This window comes from Undibacterium sp. Ji22W (assembly GCF_049340305.1).
Classification (GTDB): Bacteria; Pseudomonadota; Gammaproteobacteria; order Burkholderiales; family Burkholderiaceae_D; genus Undibacterium.
In genome coordinates this window covers 1,350,365-1,366,193 of sequence record NZ_JBMPOU010000002.1, presented here as the reverse complement: position 1 = coordinate 1,366,193, position 15,829 = coordinate 1,350,365, and the positions used below count along the sequence as shown (strand labels likewise).

Annotated in this window: 15 protein-coding genes and 1 riboswitch; of the genes, 9 read left to right on the top strand and 6 right to left on the bottom strand. The window is 47.2% G+C overall.

Features of this window, described 5'->3' with window-relative positions:
- Positions 1-293 precede the first annotated feature (293 nt).
- Together ACO0KW_RS12525 and ACO0KW_RS12520 are read left to right on the top strand one after the other, a co-directional pair.
- Positions 294-1,034, top strand: a complete 741-nt coding sequence (locus tag ACO0KW_RS12525) for a substrate-binding periplasmic protein (RefSeq protein WP_423053405.1) — start codon at positions 294-296, stop codon at positions 1,032-1,034.
- Positions 1,035-1,136: 102 nt separating this feature from the next.
- Complete coding sequence (locus ACO0KW_RS12520; protein WP_423053404.1) at positions 1,137-2,489, top strand: MATE family efflux transporter; 1,353 nt, start codon at positions 1,137-1,139, stop codon at positions 2,487-2,489.
- A gap of 137 nt (positions 2,490-2,626) precedes the next feature.
- Here ACO0KW_RS12520 and ACO0KW_RS12515 read toward each other — a convergent pair whose 3' ends face one another.
- Positions 2,627-4,504, bottom strand: coding sequence for a PKD domain-containing protein (locus ACO0KW_RS12515; RefSeq protein WP_423053403.1), 1,878 nt, complete (start codon positions 4,502-4,504; stop codon positions 2,627-2,629).
- A 70-nt stretch (positions 4,505-4,574) separates the two neighbouring features.
- A riboswitch (cyclic di-GMP riboswitch) is annotated at positions 4,575-4,658 on the bottom strand.
- A gap of 202 nt (positions 4,659-4,860) precedes the next feature.
- Here ACO0KW_RS12515 and ACO0KW_RS12510 point away from each other — a divergent pair.
- On the top strand, positions 4,861-5,343 hold the full coding sequence (locus ACO0KW_RS12510) for a hypothetical protein (protein WP_423053402.1): 483 nt from the start codon (positions 4,861-4,863) through the stop codon (positions 5,341-5,343).
- Positions 5,344-5,393: 50 nt separating this feature from the next.
- Here ACO0KW_RS12510 and ACO0KW_RS12505 read toward each other — a convergent pair whose 3' ends face one another.
- A complete protein-coding gene (locus tag ACO0KW_RS12505; protein ID WP_423053401.1) occupies positions 5,394-7,424 on the bottom strand; it encodes a UvrD-helicase domain-containing protein in 2,031 nt (676 codons plus the stop codon).
- 225 nt (positions 7,425-7,649) lie between these two features.
- Between ACO0KW_RS12505 and ACO0KW_RS12500 the strand changes: the two genes are divergently transcribed.
- Complete coding sequence (locus ACO0KW_RS12500; protein ID WP_423053400.1) at positions 7,650-8,285, top strand: glycoside hydrolase family 25 protein; 636 nt, start codon at positions 7,650-7,652, stop codon at positions 8,283-8,285.
- A 17-nt stretch (positions 8,286-8,302) separates the two neighbouring features.
- Here the strand turns inward: ACO0KW_RS12500 and ACO0KW_RS12495 are convergent, their stop codons facing one another.
- The 3 genes from ACO0KW_RS12495 to ACO0KW_RS12485 form a co-directional block, all read right to left on the bottom strand.
- Positions 8,303-9,166 carry a hypothetical protein gene (locus ACO0KW_RS12495; RefSeq protein ID WP_423053399.1) on the bottom strand — a complete coding sequence of 288 codons (864 nt, stop codon included), beginning with the start codon at positions 9,164-9,166 and terminating at the stop codon, positions 8,303-8,305.
- Positions 9,167-9,296: 130 nt separating this feature from the next.
- The gene (locus ACO0KW_RS12490) at positions 9,297-10,175 is read right to left on the bottom strand and encodes a pirin family protein (protein ID WP_423053398.1); all 879 of its coding nucleotides are present in this window, start codon (positions 10,173-10,175) and stop codon (positions 9,297-9,299) included.
- A gap of 61 nt (positions 10,176-10,236) precedes the next feature.
- The gene (locus ACO0KW_RS12485) at positions 10,237-10,836 is read right to left on the bottom strand and encodes an FMN-dependent NADH-azoreductase (protein ID WP_423053397.1); all 600 of its coding nucleotides are present in this window, start codon (positions 10,834-10,836) and stop codon (positions 10,237-10,239) included.
- A 138-nt stretch (positions 10,837-10,974) separates the two neighbouring features.
- On the opposite strand from ACO0KW_RS12485, the gene ACO0KW_RS12480 reads away from it, so the two are divergent.
- Both ACO0KW_RS12480 and ACO0KW_RS12475 read left to right on the top strand, forming a co-directional pair.
- Entirely contained in the window at positions 10,975-11,883 is a 909-nt protein-coding gene (locus ACO0KW_RS12480) for a LysR family transcriptional regulator (protein ID WP_423053396.1), read from the top strand.
- 44 nt (positions 11,884-11,927) lie between these two features.
- Positions 11,928-12,314 carry a hypothetical protein gene (locus ACO0KW_RS12475; protein WP_423053395.1) on the top strand — a complete coding sequence of 129 codons (387 nt, stop codon included), beginning with the start codon at positions 11,928-11,930 and terminating at the stop codon, positions 12,312-12,314.
- 73 nt (positions 12,315-12,387) lie between these two features.
- Here the strand turns inward: ACO0KW_RS12475 and ACO0KW_RS12470 are convergent, their stop codons facing one another.
- Positions 12,388-13,812, bottom strand: coding sequence for a Gfo/Idh/MocA family protein (locus tag ACO0KW_RS12470; RefSeq protein ID WP_423053394.1), 1,425 nt, complete (start codon positions 13,810-13,812; stop codon positions 12,388-12,390).
- Between the two features lie 212 nt (positions 13,813-14,024).
- On the opposite strand from ACO0KW_RS12470, the gene ACO0KW_RS12465 reads away from it, so the two are divergent.
- The 3 genes from ACO0KW_RS12465 (at position 14,025) to ACO0KW_RS12455 (ending at position 15,791) form a co-directional block, all read left to right on the top strand.
- Entirely contained in the window at positions 14,025-14,438 is a 414-nt protein-coding gene (locus tag ACO0KW_RS12465) for a PaaI family thioesterase (RefSeq protein WP_423053393.1), read from the top strand.
- A gap of 195 nt (positions 14,439-14,633) precedes the next feature.
- Positions 14,634-15,365 carry a substrate-binding periplasmic protein gene (locus tag ACO0KW_RS12460; RefSeq protein ID WP_423053392.1) on the top strand — a complete coding sequence of 244 codons (732 nt, stop codon included), beginning with the start codon at positions 14,634-14,636 and terminating at the stop codon, positions 15,363-15,365.
- Positions 15,366-15,401: 36 nt separating this feature from the next.
- On the top strand, positions 15,402-15,791 hold the full coding sequence (locus tag ACO0KW_RS12455; protein WP_423053391.1) for a RidA family protein: 390 nt from the start codon (positions 15,402-15,404) through the stop codon (positions 15,789-15,791).
- The last annotated feature ends 38 nt before the right edge of the window (positions 15,792-15,829 follow it).

Genomic DNA, 15,829 nt, shown 5'->3' with positions numbered 1-15,829 from the left:
ATTTTGTATTCGCCATTTTGTCGAAAATGCTGTTTACATTGAACACGTTTGCTACAATTAATCGGAGTAAATTACCTCTTTTTCAGCAGACTTGCGAGCTCGTTCGTATAAACTTCAATGCAGAAAAAACATGCGGAAAGTGTCGCAAACCTAGTCAATAAGCAGGACAAAAACTGAACAACAAGCTAACCAATAATAAATAGAATCAGAGAATTACTCAAAATTGTATGCATCTTGCGCGCCTACCTCGCTGGTTCACTCTTCGCCTGCTAGCTATCTCACTAAGTGGCTGCATGTGGGGAAATAATGCCTCCGCACAAGAGACCGTTCATTTGCAGACCATAGAAGAATTTGACCAGGCTGGAAAGCCTATTGCACTTGCCAAGCCCAGTGCAGAGCTGCTTAGGTATATCGAGAAGGATTTGCATATCCATTTTGAAGTTAAACGCGTGCCGTGGAAACGTGCAATGGACAATGCGCTCGCCAATGACATCGTTCTGATGGGAATGTCGAGCACGACAGAACGCATGAAAAAATTTCTATTTTCTGACCCCATCAATGCCAATGGTAATTGGTTGATTACACGTTGCGATGCAAAATTCAAATTTGATAGTTTAAATGATCTCAAAGGCAAATTAATCGGCGTTGTTCTCGGCACCAGCGCGGGGGAGGAATTTGATGGGCAAATGAATTCCTTGTTTAGAATTGAAAATGACACAGGCGCGGGAATATCGCGTCTACAAAAATTGATGGCAAAGCGAATGGATGCCTTGGTCTGGTATGGCATCACCAGTGATCATGAAGAAATGCAGGCGCTAATCAATCGCAATTACATGTTACAAAAATTACCGAATAACACCACCACGTCCCAGCCTTTCTGCGTGTTGCCCAAACCTGTTTCTATCGTCAGTAATCATTTCGCGATGCGTATCAAACCTGAAAACCGCTACCTGCTAGAACGTATCAATCAATCTATGCTCAAAGGTCGAAAAGCAGGCCTGATTCCCTCCGTACACGCAACAAATTTGGATTAATCCGCTACACTGCCGCTTATTTGTTGACTTAGTTGTTGACCCAATTATTTACTTAATTATTCACTTGGCAACTTATTTTCGAAGTTTTAGGCAGATTGATTCATGACCAGCACCCACACAATACAAGGAAAATTTGTCCATGGCTCAACCATGCGACATGTCATCAATATGACCGCAACTGGCTCCATCGGTTTGATCGCGGTTTTCTTGGTTGACGTATTAAACCTCCTATATATTTCACAGTTAGGCAAGCCTGAGCTGGCAGCGGCAATTGGTTATGCCAGCACTTTATTGTTTTTTCATACGTCGATTGCCATTGGTCTATCTATCGCTACTACCGCTACGGTGTCGCGTGCGATCGGCAGTGGCGACATCACTTTGAGCAAGCAACTCGCTGCCACCTCGCTGATTCTAATCGGTGGCATTAGCCTTTTGCTCACGCTTGTGACCTATCCGTTGCTTGATGGTTTACTCGGTCTGCTGGGTGCGCAGGCGGAAACAGCCAGCCTCGCGAAACGCTTTTGCCAGTTCGTGCTGCCGTCTATTCCTTTAATTAGTCTGGGGATGGGACTTAGTTCCATACTCCGCGCTTTGGGGGACGGTAAGCGTGCCATGTTTGTCACCTTAGGTGCCGCAATCGCCACAGCAATCTTAGATCCTTTATTTATTTTTGTATTTCAATGGGGACTCGATGGTGCCGCCTATGCCAACGTCTGCGCACGTGCGGTCTTGTGTTGTATTGGCACCTACAGCGTGCTGCGAATTCATCATTTTTACCTTGCCCCAAACCAGCAAGTTTTTCGACGGGGAATGCAAGCTTTTGGCACCATTGGTGTCCCAGCTATTTTGACGAATATCGCCACACCCGTCGGCAATGCTGCTGTCACTTCCTTCATCGCCAAATATGGCGATCAAGCCGTTGCCGGATGGGCGGTAGTTTCTCGACTTATCCCAATGGCATTTGCCGGATTATTTGCTCTGTCAGGCGCGATTGGTCCGATACTAGGACAAAATCTAGGGGCGAAGCGATTTGACCGACTGCGCTCTACGATGCGCGATAGCTTGAAGTTGACTTTGTTTTATGTGTTAATCGTTTGGTTTTTACTGGCGATCTCTAGCCACCTAATCGCGCGGGCATTTGGTGCGCAAGGTATCGCAGCCGATGTGATCGTGTTTTTTTGCATTTTTGTGGCAGGTAGTTTTCTTTTTAACGGTAGCCTGTTTGTCGCAAATGCAGCTTTTAATAATCTCGGCTATCCCCTCTATTCCACGATGCTCAACTGGGGACGCTCCACAATAGGTGTTATCCCCTTTGTCTGGTTGGGTGGGCAATGGTTTGGTGCGCGCGGTGTGATTGCTGGTTATGGTTTGGGCGTCATATTTTTTGGCGTCGCCGGGGTATGGCTATGCTTTCGCGTATTAGAAAAATTGGAACAGAAACACAGCGAGGCGTAGAGTAGAGTGATTTGAAGAAACTACTAGCATCTCCTGAATCTTAACTTGTTCTTCATCAAAAAAAGCCAGGCATCAAATAGCCTGGCTTTTTTTTATTTCATATTATCTTCACGCAAGCATACTTCTTCGCTTGTATGTCAGCTCACTACCACCTTCAGAGTCTGTGTCTTGCTCTGATTGTTACTGTCCGTAATTTTCAGAGTAACCGTGTAGGTTCCGGCTTTGGCAAATGTATGTGTGAGCGATCCCGCTGTCGAATTTGGCGTAGCATCGCCAAAATTCCACTCGTACTTAGCAACGGTAGCACCCGACATTGCAGTCGACTTGGTCGCATCCAAGCTAACACTCAAGGGCCCTTTACCTGTTAGAGTACTCGTTTTGACGACGATCACTGGGGCAGAATAGACGATGACAGGCGTTGTCCCAGTGATCAGATATTGTCCCAAGCTACCATAATTTGAATAGCCCGTTGTCTTTGGATCGCCACGCCCCGCTCCCGTAACACTCACATAATAAGTACTGTTTGCAGTAAGTATTGCAGTTAGCGTAGTGCCTAAAGTCGTCGGATTATTGGAACTTGCCACCACTTTGCCAGTCGCATCTAACAACTGCACACTGGCATCAAGATTGCCACTAAATGCCGATGCCTGCACCGTCATCGTGGTACTTCCTGGACCAGCCTGGAAACTGAACATATCGACATCGGCCACGCGTTCAATAATGCCTGAGGCGCTCACATTATTGAGTCCATTACTCATTGCACTGGTCATCGCTGTCGCTGTTGCAATCGTATTTCCAACATCATCAACACGCGGATTCAAACTACGTTTTAGCATAGTTGCGTAGGCGTCCTCCAGATTATTGGCACCTGCGTATTCACCCTTAGACCACTGTGTCAGGTTCTTGTAATAGCCAACGCCCATAATCGGCGCCCAGCCAGTCTCACCGTCACCCTGCCCAGCGTAGTAACCAAGAGATGCGGTGCCTTGATGCATTAAACCCAGAGTATGTCCCAATTCATGAGAAATGCATTCTGCGATTGGCTTCTCACTATTCGCCAAATTATTTTGAAAACAAAACGCCGGTGGATTCGTTAAATTAATGGTGCCGAAAGAATTCAAATATGCATATCCACCTGCTGTTTCGACTTGATTGGTAATCAAAATTGAGGTGCCGATTTTCCCCGCCGTGGTTGCTGGTGGTAGTGTCGTCACATTGACATCAAATGGCGCGAAATCTTCTTTTACCCGCGCCCAAATTTTTTGAATCATCGTCAATTCCGCAGTGCTGAAAGTCCCCACATTTTTATCTAAGTCGAAGGCAGGTTTCGCGCCCAGACCCTTGAAGTTTAAATACAAAACGCGGGTGGATGCGGGACGGCTTTCTAATTTAAAAGTCTGATCTAAAGGAAAAATCGCATTTGTCACGCTACTGCTGGTAATCGCAGCGGCGGTAGTTGCGTTGAGCACAGCACCAGCCTGCACGCCATCATCAATGCTCAACATGCGACCATGGCGATCAATGTGTAAGGTCAAATCATGCAACATCAAAGTTTTGAGTGCCTCAGCGCTGAAGCCATACCATTGCGCGACCACGGGTAATTGATCGCCAAGCAAAGTAATCGCGCGCTGACCCGAAGCGATTTCAGGCAAATCGATGTGGCTAAATGGCGCGCTTTCTATGTTGCCATCCGCATTGCTGGGAATGAAATTTTTCGGTGCTTCAATTTGCGCTAAGAATTGCTGACGCTCAATCGATATCGGCGCCGCAGCATCTTTGACGATGGCAGGATCGGCTGAATTGGCGCTTGTTGAATTTGGTTTTGCGGCTGTCTTTTGATCCAGCCCGGGGTTACCGGCGACCATCGCGGACAAGCGATTGGCAGCATTAATTACACCGGACATCGACGTATTAATATTTTCGACGAAATAAATACTCGCACCAACCAATAGGACAACGACTAATACGCTGACCCCGGCACGGCCAGATTGCTTGTTTTGCTTAATGATTCTCATTTTTCTCTCCCTTTGTTTGACGTAATTAACAAAGGGCTAACGCCTTCAATCGAGATCTTTGCGATGTCTGATTGGAAACCCCGCTACCATGATCATAGACCTTAGGTCGGAAGCTTTGCGTCCTTATCTTTCGATAAGTTTGCCCATGTGCACAACTTTAATTCTCATTGAAAATAAATGAAAGTACATTTGATTAATTTTTGTGCATATTTTGCAGATTTAGATGAATAAGTAGTTGATTTACAATGAAAAACACCAAGCGAAAAACAAGATATTTTTTAGGATAGTCAAAACGCTCACCAAGCCAGCAACGAATCTACTATGATGGGAAATGAACCAGTCTATGAGGAGTCAGAATGACGACCATTTTTTGCAGAAAGTTAGCGCTGCTTCTGTTGCTAGGGGCGCCCTTGCTATCAGCATCCACACAGACCAAAATATCCGATTGGCCAAAAGGGCATGGAAGTGTGCTGTCTGGCGAGCAGGCCAAGGCGCTCAGCAAGCAATGTTCACGGCCTTCCCTCACAGGCATACAAACAAGTTGGCAGCCAACCACGCGTCAAATTGCCCGCCTCGAGCTACAACTCGATCGTTATTTGCGTCAAGATTATCCAGCGGTACGCCAGCAGATCGGTCAACGTTATTTTCAATACGCTGGATTGACGCGCAAGCAGCATCGCTTTATTTATATAAATGTGATTGATGAATATGCACAGAACAATCCTGACTGGCGTCATACTGCCATGATCATGTGTGATGGTGGCGATCACTTTTGGGGCGTGGAATATGATCCCTCAACCGAGAAATTTTCTGCCATCGTTTTCAATTCTGGCCTCTAAGTTCGACAAAATACGCGTCAACATACAAGGCGAAATTTGATACGGATGTCTTATTCTTTAGGCCGGCTAAGCAATGCTTTTAAATTTGCCAATCGATTTTGCGGCGTGATGATTTCATCGTCTGTAGGTACTGCATCTCCCTCATCTAATTTCATTTCTTTGATAAAGCGAGATGGATCGCAGTGCATAGATTCGCCCGCGCGCTTACGCTTTTTGCACCAAGTAATATGCAGGCTACGTTGAGCACGGGTGATACCAACATACATCAAGCGTCGCTCTTCTTCGATGCGGGCAGCGATGGTTTCCACTGGTGCATCAGGATCGCCTTTATGCGGCAAAATTCCCTCTTCGACACCGACTAAAAATACGTGTGGATACTCCAAACCTTTCGACGCATGCAGAGTCGACATGCGCACTGCATCCGGGTCTTCGTCTTTGCCTTCCATCATGCTCATCAACGCAACCATCTGTGTCAGATCTAACAAGCTGCGATGATCATCTGTACCGTCTTTGCCGCCACTACCTTTTTGCTTTAACCATTGCGTGAAGTCGAGTACATTCTGCCATTTTGATTGCGCCGCTCTATCGTCGAAATTGTCATACAAATAGAATTCGTAGTTAATTTCTTTCATTAGATCATCAAGCAACTGTTCAGCATGGCCTTCACGATGTGCATGCGCTTCGACATTATTGATGAAAGCGCCAAATTCGCGTAAAGGGCGTAACTGACGCTCAGTCAAAATGGCTTCAATGCCACCTTTAAAAACCGCTTCAAATAAGGAGCACTGCCACTGACCAGCGAATGATCCCAAGGCTTCCAAAGTCGCCTGACCAACCCCTCGGCGTGGCGTGGTAATCGCACGGATGAATGCCGGATCATCTTCTTCATTAGCAATCAGACGCAAGTAAGCGATGATGTCTTTGATTTCTGCTTTGTCGAAAAAACTCTGACCGCCAGAAATCGTGTAAGGTATTCTTTCTTTACGCAAAGCTTGTTCGATCACTCGTGCCTGATGATTGCCACGATACAAAATCGCATAATCGGCCCATGCCGCACGTCGGTCAAAACGATGTGCAGAGATCATGATGGCGATCTGCGCAGCTTCTTGCTCATCGTCTTGCATCCCCATCACTTTGACCGGATCGCCAAGGCCATGCTCAGACCACAAAGCTTTTTCAAACAGCTTAGGATTATTGCCAATGACTGAATTGGCGGCCTGCAAAATACGCGTACTGGAACGATAATTTTGTTCGAGTTTAATGATGCGTAGATTCGGAAAGTCGACTTGTAGCGTGGTCAGATTTTCGATGGTCGCACCACGCCAGGCATAGATCGCTTGATCGTCATCACCCACCGCTGTAAACATCGGCTTCTTACCTATACCCGAAACTAATAATTTCACCAGTTCATACTGGCAAGTATTGGTATCCTGATACTCATCCACGAGCAAATATCGCAAGCGGCGCTGCCACTTGTCACGCACTTCTTCATTATGCCGAAACAGCTCAACTGGCAAGCGGATCAAGTCATCAAAATCGACCGCTTGGTAAGCCGATAAGGTTGCAACATAGCTAGCGTATATTCGTGCTGCCTGTGCTTCGTCTTCATCCTGTGCTTGCGCCAGCGCTTGCTCTGGGCTGACCAAACCATTTTTCCATAAAGACATCGCGGTTTGTATGCGACGAATTAATTGCTTGTCAGTGGTAATCGCCAAATCCTGTACCAGCGAGAAACAATCATCGCTATCCATAATCGAAAAGCGGTCCTTCAGCCCTAGGGCGCGTGCCTCTTGACGCAAAATTTTTACGCCCAAAGAATGAAATGTCGATACCGTAATTTGCTTGGCTAGTCGCGGCTCTTTCAAGAGTTTTGCAATACGTTCTTGCATCTCATGCGCTGCCTTATTGGTAAAGGTCAACGCCGCGATATGTTTGGCATCATAGCCATGGAGCTCAATGAGATTCGCAATTTTTTGCGTAATCACACGTGTTTTCCCCGAGCCTGCTCCCGCCAACACCAGGCATGGACCATCCATATAATTGACTGCATCGCGTTGGGGTTGATTGAGACCGTGGGACATGAGAACTACCAATTGCTATTAAGGCGCTATTGTAACCGCTTGCTGAATCGAGAGCTGACTCGAAAGATGGATATAGAGATGGATAGAGCTGAATGGAGCAACGAATCAAAGTTCTGCTTGCTAATACTGGCACAGAAAGAATATTATTTTTTAAAGTCTTTAATGCCATTTAAAATGCTATCCAATTTCTGATATGCACTCCATTCATGTCCACAAGGAAACCGTATGAATACGAACACAAGCAACACGCTCCGAGGCATCGATGTTTCACATTTTCAAAGTAGTGTGAATTGGCCTGCAGTCAAAGCTACAGGCATCGCTTTTGCCTTTGCCAAGGCCAGTGATGGCAATACATACACTGATCCGCAGTTTGCCAATAACTGGCGCGGCATGCAGGCAGCCGGGATCTTACGTGGTGCCTATCATTTCTATGAAAGCAAGGACGATCCCCAAACACAGGCGCAACAGTTTTTGAAAGTTGTTGGACAATTGGGCAGCAATGACATGCCGCCAGTAGTGGATATAGAGAGCAACACAGGGTGTTTCGGCACGCAGAGTCTCGCTAGTAATTTGCAAATCTGGTTAGATGCTGTCGAACAAAGTCTGCAACGCACGCCCATCATCTATACCAATTGTGGGTTTTGGAATGCCAACTTAAACGCACAATTTTCCCGCTATCCTTTATGGATTGCACAATATGGGGTGGCGCAACCCAAAATCCCCAATGGCTGGAACCGTTGGACGTTTTGGCAATCGTCAGAATCTGGTAGTGTCGCTGGCATCACTGGAGCGGTCGACACCGATGTCTTTGCTGGCTCAATGGCAGATTTGCAGGCGCTCATCGTCGCGTCACAGCGCTAAGTTCTGGACTTATTGATTCAAAATTTTGACTTATCCCAGAACGAATAATCACGCACTTTCTTCTTACCAAAGATTTCCATTTTTAAAAATTTCTCCAGCTCAGCATGATCCTGCGGCAACATCGACAGTCGGATCATGCGCGCTTTGATTTTGGAGTTCCAAAAAATCTCCTTCTTATAACGCGTTCTGATCTGCGTGATAATTTGATTGACGAGTGCTGTTTCTATATCTTCAAAATCACCAACCTCAACTTGAAAATGGCTTTGCTCAAGTTGTGCGTGTAAGAAATTTGGTGCGAGGTATTCCGCTTTGCTCGCGCCTAATTTGGTAATCACGATGACATTGTTATCCATCTCACCAATTTTTAGCGACTCGTTTCTCTCAGACTCAGCAACTAAACTAGTGGCGGGCTGTGGCATCTCTTCGCGTCGCTCGGTAACCGGATTAGGCACGTTCAACACGGGTAATAGATTCGCAGGAAAATCGCGTTCTATCGTGACGGCCGGCGGAACGGACTGATTCACAGCCAGACGCGCGAGCGGCGATTGCGTCTGCGGAATTGGCGCGCTCTGTCTATTGGCGGAAGGAGAGAGCGCGCTTTGTTTGTCCGGCGCTGAGGAGAATGCTGGCGCAACTGACACGGGTGACAGGGTGATTTTACTCAATGGCATCGCAAGCATAGTGACTGGCATCAGACGCACAATCGATTGTCGCAACGGTGCTTGCGTCATAAGCAAACCCAGCAACAACAAATGCAAACCAAACGCGATGGAGAGTGGCGCGAATCTGTTCTGCGAAAAAAAACTGGCGGTATTGGCTTCGCCAATATCACCAGATCGTGTCCTACCTGAAATTTGCGTTAGCGGTGGATGCGCTTTCATCTTAAATCCTTCACACTTATTTACACCAAACATGACTTATTCAGTTGAAGCACCGCAAATCGCCTTGAAGCAATTTATCTCCTTGGTAAATTGTATTACTAAACTTTAATGAAAAACACATCCCTCGTCATTATTCTGCCGCAATCAGTCGCCCTTGCCGGAAATCATCAATTGCTTTGAAGATTTCTTCTTGCGAATTCATCACGAATGGGCCGTATTGCGCAATGGTTTCCCCCAAAGGCTTACCGGCAATCAAAATAAATTTCGCATCCACATTGGCATGGATTCTGACACCATCCGCACTCGGCCATTTTTTCAGAATGGCCATTCTTTGCAAAGGCACTTGCTGCTCACCAATCTTGACTTCACCGCGATAAACATAAATGAAGGCATTGAAATCAGCCGGAATGCTTTGACTGAAACTTGCTCCCGCTGGCATCTGCACATCAAGGTAGATCGGCTCTGTCGTCGCTCGCTGCATGGCGCCTTGCACACCGTGACTTTGCCCAGCGATGACACGCACGCCAACGCCTTCTGCCGTCGTCAACTCAGGAATATCCGCGCTCTTAAAATCGCGATACCAAGCGGGATTCATTTTGTCTTTGCCGGCCAAATTCAGCCACAATTGAAAACCTTCCATGCGGCCATTTTCTTGCTCCGGCAATTCTGAATGGATCACCCCTCGCCCAGCGGTCATCCATTGCACACCGCCGTTTTCCAATAAGCCTTCATTGCCAGCACTGTCACGATGGCGCATGCGCCCCTCAAGCATGTAGGTAATCGTTTCAAAACCACGATGTGGGTGATCGGGGAAACCGGCAATATACTCGTCTGGATTATCGCTACCGAATGCATCGAGCATCAAAAAAGGGTCGAGCCGGTATTGATAAGGCTGGGTCAAAACGCGCGTCAGTTTCACACCAGCGCCATCAGAGGTCGCTTGTCCAACGACTAATTGCTCAACTGCGCGCGATAAAGTGATGGTTTCTGGTGTGAGATTGGTGTTCATCTAAACTTCCTTCTTTTGATTTGATTCTTGAATGATAACGAGATCGTTTTCGTCTACTGCTTTAGGCGAGGACTGCTTCGATCTGTGCCTGCGCATCGCTGATCGCACGTTGTTCGCCTTCAGTTCCCATCGCCAAACCCTCAGCATAAATGAATTCGACATCGCTCATACCCAAGAAACCCAAAAAGTTTTTCAGGTATGGCATCTGCGTATCATTTGGCGTATTGCGATACAGGCCGCCGCGAGTTAATACCACGTAAACTTTCTTCCCTTTCAACATTCCCTCAGGGCCAGTTGCCGTGTAGCGGAAAGTGACTTGGGCACGGGAAATCGCATCGATCCAGTTTTTCAATTGAGATGAAATACCGAAGTTATACATCGGTGCACCGATAACAAGAATATCAGCAGCCTGCACTTCTGCGATCAAAGTATCATCCAAAGCGACGCGTGCTGCTTGTTCGGGCGTGCGCTGGTCTGCCGGTGTGAAGAGCGCCTGCAATGCTGCTTCGTCCAGGCTCGGTTGTGGGCTTACTGCCAAGTCGCGCAAGATGAAGTTAGCATTGGCGTGTTGATCACGTAAGCGTGCGCTCACTTGATTGGACAAATTAGTGGAATGGGAACCGGCTACGCGGGCGCTGGAATTGATTTGCAAGATGTTCATGGTCATGCTCCTTGAAGGTGGACTACGTTGTTTGGTGAATGTGCTGTCACTTTATACGTTCCAAAATCAATACAGAAGCCCATAAAATGGATATGATTGTTCCACTATCGGAACAATGCATTTTTCTCAGGAGTAGCCATGCAGCTCGATCCTAACGATCTTTTATTGTTTTCCCGCGTTGTAAGCGAGGGAAGTTTCAGTCGTGCCGCGGAACGTCTGAACATGCCAAAATCGAGTTTATCGCGCCGCATTACGGCGCTAGAAGCGCAGTTGGGCGAGCGCTTACTACTCCGTACAACCCGTAAATTAGTGGTGACTGATTTTGGCAATGCGGTATTGGCACACGCTCAACAAGTAAATGCAGAAGTCGAAGCGACACTAGCGCTCACCCAGCAAAGGCAGGTACAACCAAGTGGTCGTTTGCGCGTATCGATGCCTGCCGATTTTGCGAATGAAACGATGACCGCCTTAATCAGTCGTTTCCTACGCCAATATCCAGCGATCACCTTAGAACTAGATTTATCGCCGCGTCGGGTCGATTTGATCGGTGAGAATTTTGACCTCGCAATCCGTATGGGCAGTTTGCCCGACGATGCCTCACTAGCCGCACGACGGCTGGCAAAATTTTCCGCTGCGATTTACGCCGCACCCAGTTATTTAGAAAAATTTGGCGAACCGCAAGAACCCGAAGCATTGATGGAACATCAAACCTTGCGCTTATTGGCACGCAACGGAGAGCCCGCCAGCTGGCGGCTGAAAAGTGGCGACCAAGCGTGGGAAGGAGTCCCACCCGGGATCGCGACTGCCAATTCACCGGAGATCTTAAAACGTCTGGCACTTGCGGGTTTGGGGATCACGTTAATTTCCGAACACTTCGCCCGTTGTCATTTGCACGATGGCAGCCTGATCCGAGTTCTGCCCGATTGGCATTCGCCTGAATATGATGCTTGGGCAGTGTTTCCTGGTCGACGTTTAATGCCGGCGAGGACCCGGGCATTTATCGATGCCATGCTAGAAGAATTTGAGCAAGGCAAACATTTTAAGTAGTAATATGGCTACTTTTAAAAATAATGAAGGCCGTGAACTATCCTATGAGACACAATAAACTCACAAAAAAATGTCTAAGTTTTGCCATCGTCTGTTTTTTCTTCAGCGCAAATATCAGTGCAAGCACTGCTTACGATCTCATACTCAACCAGTTGGACTTTAGCAAGCCAATCAGGATCGAATTCAATCTGGTGCCAGAAAAATACACACAGGGGCTCAAGTTATGTCAGATCAAGAGCCCGCATAAGTTTGAATGCACGATAAATTTTTCTATCTCGCCCAGTAAAAAAGAACATAGCGAAGTGCACTTCAAAATGCAAAGCAACTTCACACGGGCAGCGCTCGAAGAGTTAATCCAGACTACACAAAAAGAGTTTGAAACTTACGGTAAATTTTCGGTGACGTTGCAGCAAGAAACAAGCGCCAAATAAATTTCAAAAGTACACAAGAAAACGCACGATCAACCGTCGTGCGTTTTCTTGTCAGTCAATAATCCATCAAGAATCAGGCAATAATTTTCAGAGGATTCGTGCTCTTCCAATCGCCACGAGTAAAATCCGGAAAGACTTGAGAATTGCCATCTTCCGCCACCGATTTCTCACTCAGTGGTCCGACTGCCGACCAGAGGCAGCCTTCGTATACGTTTTGATCCAGCGCTTCACCTTTGCGCAAACACTCAATGATACGGTAGAGCATCAAGAAATCCATACCGCCGTGACCACCCATCTTTTTCGATAACTCACCCAAGCGCACGTACAGCGGATGTTCGTATTGGGCGGCAATGTCTTCCCACTCTTTGCCCTCGGCCCATTTATGATAATTACTGGTAATGCCTTCGACGGAAATCCGGTTCGGGAAGCCCGCTAATACACCATTCACACCCATGATCATATTGTGACGAGAATACGGACGTGGCGTGGTTTCATCCCACTGCACCATGATGGTTCTGCCCATGCTGGTTTTGATGATGGAGGTATTTAAATCCCCGCCTTTGAAGTCAAGTTCTTTGAACGCCGGCGAAGTCAATTTCGTCGATTTCTTGGCATATGCAGCGCGCCCTTTGGCGGGGGAAGAAAAAGAGGAAATACGGCCAAACGTGTCTTCACCACGGGCTAAGTTCATATATTGTGCGACAGGGCCTAAGCCATGCGTAGGATACAAATTGCCGTTTCGTTTAGCATACTCAAAGGTACGCCATGAGCCCGTCGAATCGCCGTTTTCCATTTGAAAACGTAAGGCGTGGATGTACGATGCTTCACCATGTAACAGATCCCCCAGCACACCCTGTCTTACCATGTTCAAATACAGCAATTCTTCGCGGCCGTAATTCACATTTTCCATCATCATGCAGTGGCGGCCCGTCGCTTCAGACGTGTCGACGATATCCCACATATCTTTCAGCGTGGTCGCAATCGGTACTTCAACGAATGCATGAGCACCGGCTTGCATAGCGGCGATCGCCATTGGTGCATGTAAGCTCCATGGGGTATTGATGAAGACGGCATCCGGCTTGGTTTCTGCCAACATTGTGCGCCAGCCGTTTTCATCGCCGCTATAGACTTTGGGCGTATGACCGAATTTACTCACAGCTGCTTCCGATTTTTTTGCACGCGCTTCGACCACATCCGCGATACCCACAAACCGCACACCCTCAATCGCAGCCAACTGTGCCGCATGACCAGATCCGCGCGCCCCAACACCAATGATCGCCACTTTCACCTGCGCTAAGGGGCTTGCACGGAAATCTCCCATATACTTGGATTTAGCAGCACGTTTGCTGGTCCCTGAGTTGCCACCCATAGTCATTGCCTCACTTTGTGCCTGAGCGGTAGCGCTCAAACTAAGTCCGGTCAGGCTGGCAAGGCCCGCGGTCAGGCTACTCACGCTTTGCAAAAAGCCACGGCGAGAAGCGGTAGTCGAAGATGTCATCTTTATTGTCCTATTTCTGTGATTACTTGAATTACCCAATACTGCACTATGATGCTAAGGTCGATAAATTCTACCGAAACTCGACACGGGCAACAGCGATTAATATTCAAGGCTACCTTTAATTAAATTCAAGGAAGCTGCTTTTCGCGATTTTTACTGGCTGTACCAGAACCACTATCACTTTCAATTTCACGGCTTGATTCAATTTCCCTATGTCAAATCCCACTTTAGCGCAATTACAAGAATTCTTACGGTCAGAATTTCCACAAAGCAGTGTCACACTCGAGTCCATCAGTGATTCTGTGACATGGGTACGACAGAAGGTTGATAGCACCCATTTACGCCCTGGTGGCACGGTCTCTGGACCAGTCTTAATGGCGGTGGCCGATGTCGCAATGTATCTAGGCTTATTGGCAAAAATCGGCATCGTACCGCTGGCGGTCACGACCAATCTCAGTATCAATTTCTTACGTAAGCCCGCAGCAGACCGGGATATTTTGGGCGAATGTCGATTGCTCAAAGTCGGCAAAACTTTGGCAGTAGGAGAAGTTTCGCTGTACTCAGAAGGGAATACAGAGCCAGTTGCCCATGTCGTCTGCACCTATGCAATCCCGCCGCGAAAATAATTGCATAAAAACCAAAATCCACCGCTATGCCAAAGCATGGAGCTTGCACACAGAGTTTTGTTTTTAATCTAGCTAATCATTTATATCATTCACACATATCAAGCTGAAGATAGCTTTTGACAAGCCAGAAACAAGTTCGTATGCTTCGCTTGCCACTTGGAAATTTTCGCTGGCCTATCAGATTTTTAAGATTGCATGATGAAACACAGCCTTCGATTTTTAGCCTGCTTTACCTTTTTCTGCGCTGCGACTGAGGCAGTAGCGGCAGATACGCTGAAACTTTTGTATGAGATTCGCGAGCCCATGGCATATCGCGATAGTCGTGGCAAATTAACAGGATTAGCGATTACACCAGTTACCCAGGCGATGAACAGCGCTAGCATTAGCTATGCTTGGGTGGAAACTCCTTTCAAGCGTCAACTAAACTTGGTCGAAGCGAACGACGAAGCGGTTTGTGCCGTTGGAATGTTTAAGAATAAAGAACGTCAAAAATTTGCCAAGTTTACGTTCGCGATTTTGCGCGACACGAATCGTCCGTCGATTATGTTGACACACAAGGATTTTCAACCAGACAAAAATCTGGATTTGATGCATGCGCTCAGCCTGCCTGGTATCAAGATGCTCAAGAAAGACAATGCCTCCTATGGCAGCGTACTCGATGACGCTATTGAACGCTCGCATGTGACTGTGGTAACGACTACCGCAGAATCCAAAAATATGGCAATGATGATCGCAGCCAAACGGGCTGATTTTATTTTTGTGCCAGAAGAAGAGGCCCTCAATATGATTAAATCGATTCCGAACGGCGATCAATTACACATCTTCAAACCGCTAGGTATGCCGCAAGGACCTGAGCGTTTTCTGATGTGTAGCCAACTGGTGTCGGATGAGTTAATTCAAAAATTTAACAAAGCCCTATCCAAATAGGTTTCATGTAGATAAGCAAATTCATAGGCAACGTTCATGATCAGACGACGCATCAGCTCAGGCTCCAGTTTTGAAGAAAACATTGGCTACTCACGCGCTATCGTGCAAGACAATTGGGTGTTTGTCTCAGGCACAACGGGATTCGATTACAACACGATGACGATTGCGGACGATATCGTGACGCAAACCGATCAGTGCCTGAAAAATATTATCGCAGCCTTAGCACAAGCAGATGCCACCCTAGAAGATGTCGTCAGAGTAAATTATGTCGTCCCTGATGCCTCTGAATTTTCCGCCTGCTGGCCGGTCTTACGCGCCTACTTTGGTGAAATTCGCCCCGCTGCGATGATGATCGCCGCAGGTTTAGCCGATCCGCGCATGAAGATAGAAATCGAAGTGACGGCGATTAAACAAGCATCACGTTAACAGGCCAGCACTGAACGCAGTGCGAAAAAAAGCACCGC

Excerpts from the sequence above, each read along its gene's own strand:
- ACO0KW_RS12525 (WP_423053405.1), top strand. The coding sequence starts at position 294 with ATGTGGGGAAATAATGCCTCCGCACAAGAGACCGTTCATTTGCAGACC.
- ACO0KW_RS12520 (WP_423053404.1), top strand. The coding sequence starts at position 1,137 with ATGACCAGCACCCACACAATACAAGGAAAATTTGTCCATGGCTCAACC.
- ACO0KW_RS12515 (WP_423053403.1), bottom strand. The coding sequence starts at position 4,504 with ATGAGAATCATTAAGCAAAACAAGCAATCTGGCCGTGCCGGGGTCAGC.
- ACO0KW_RS12510 (WP_423053402.1), top strand. The coding sequence starts at position 4,861 with ATGACGACCATTTTTTGCAGAAAGTTAGCGCTGCTTCTGTTGCTAGGG.
- ACO0KW_RS12505 (WP_423053401.1), bottom strand. The coding sequence starts at position 7,424 with ATGTCCCACGGTCTCAATCAACCCCAACGCGATGCAGTCAATTATATG.
- ACO0KW_RS12500 (WP_423053400.1), top strand. The coding sequence starts at position 7,650 with ATGAATACGAACACAAGCAACACGCTCCGAGGCATCGATGTTTCACAT.
- ACO0KW_RS12495 (WP_423053399.1), bottom strand. The coding sequence starts at position 9,166 with ATGAAAGCGCATCCACCGCTAACGCAAATTTCAGGTAGGACACGATCT.
- ACO0KW_RS12490 (WP_423053398.1), bottom strand. The coding sequence starts at position 10,175 with ATGAACACCAATCTCACACCAGAAACCATCACTTTATCGCGCGCAGTT.
- ACO0KW_RS12485 (WP_423053397.1), bottom strand. The coding sequence starts at position 10,836 with ATGAACATCTTGCAAATCAATTCCAGCGCCCGCGTAGCCGGTTCCCAT.
- ACO0KW_RS12480 (WP_423053396.1), top strand. The coding sequence starts at position 10,975 with ATGCAGCTCGATCCTAACGATCTTTTATTGTTTTCCCGCGTTGTAAGC.
- ACO0KW_RS12475 (WP_423053395.1), top strand. The coding sequence starts at position 11,928 with ATGAGACACAATAAACTCACAAAAAAATGTCTAAGTTTTGCCATCGTC.
- ACO0KW_RS12470 (WP_423053394.1), bottom strand. The coding sequence starts at position 13,812 with ATGACATCTTCGACTACCGCTTCTCGCCGTGGCTTTTTGCAAAGCGTG.
- ACO0KW_RS12465 (WP_423053393.1), top strand. The coding sequence starts at position 14,025 with ATGTCAAATCCCACTTTAGCGCAATTACAAGAATTCTTACGGTCAGAA.
- ACO0KW_RS12460 (WP_423053392.1), top strand. The coding sequence starts at position 14,634 with ATGATGAAACACAGCCTTCGATTTTTAGCCTGCTTTACCTTTTTCTGC.
- ACO0KW_RS12455 (WP_423053391.1), top strand. The coding sequence starts at position 15,402 with ATGATCAGACGACGCATCAGCTCAGGCTCCAGTTTTGAAGAAAACATT.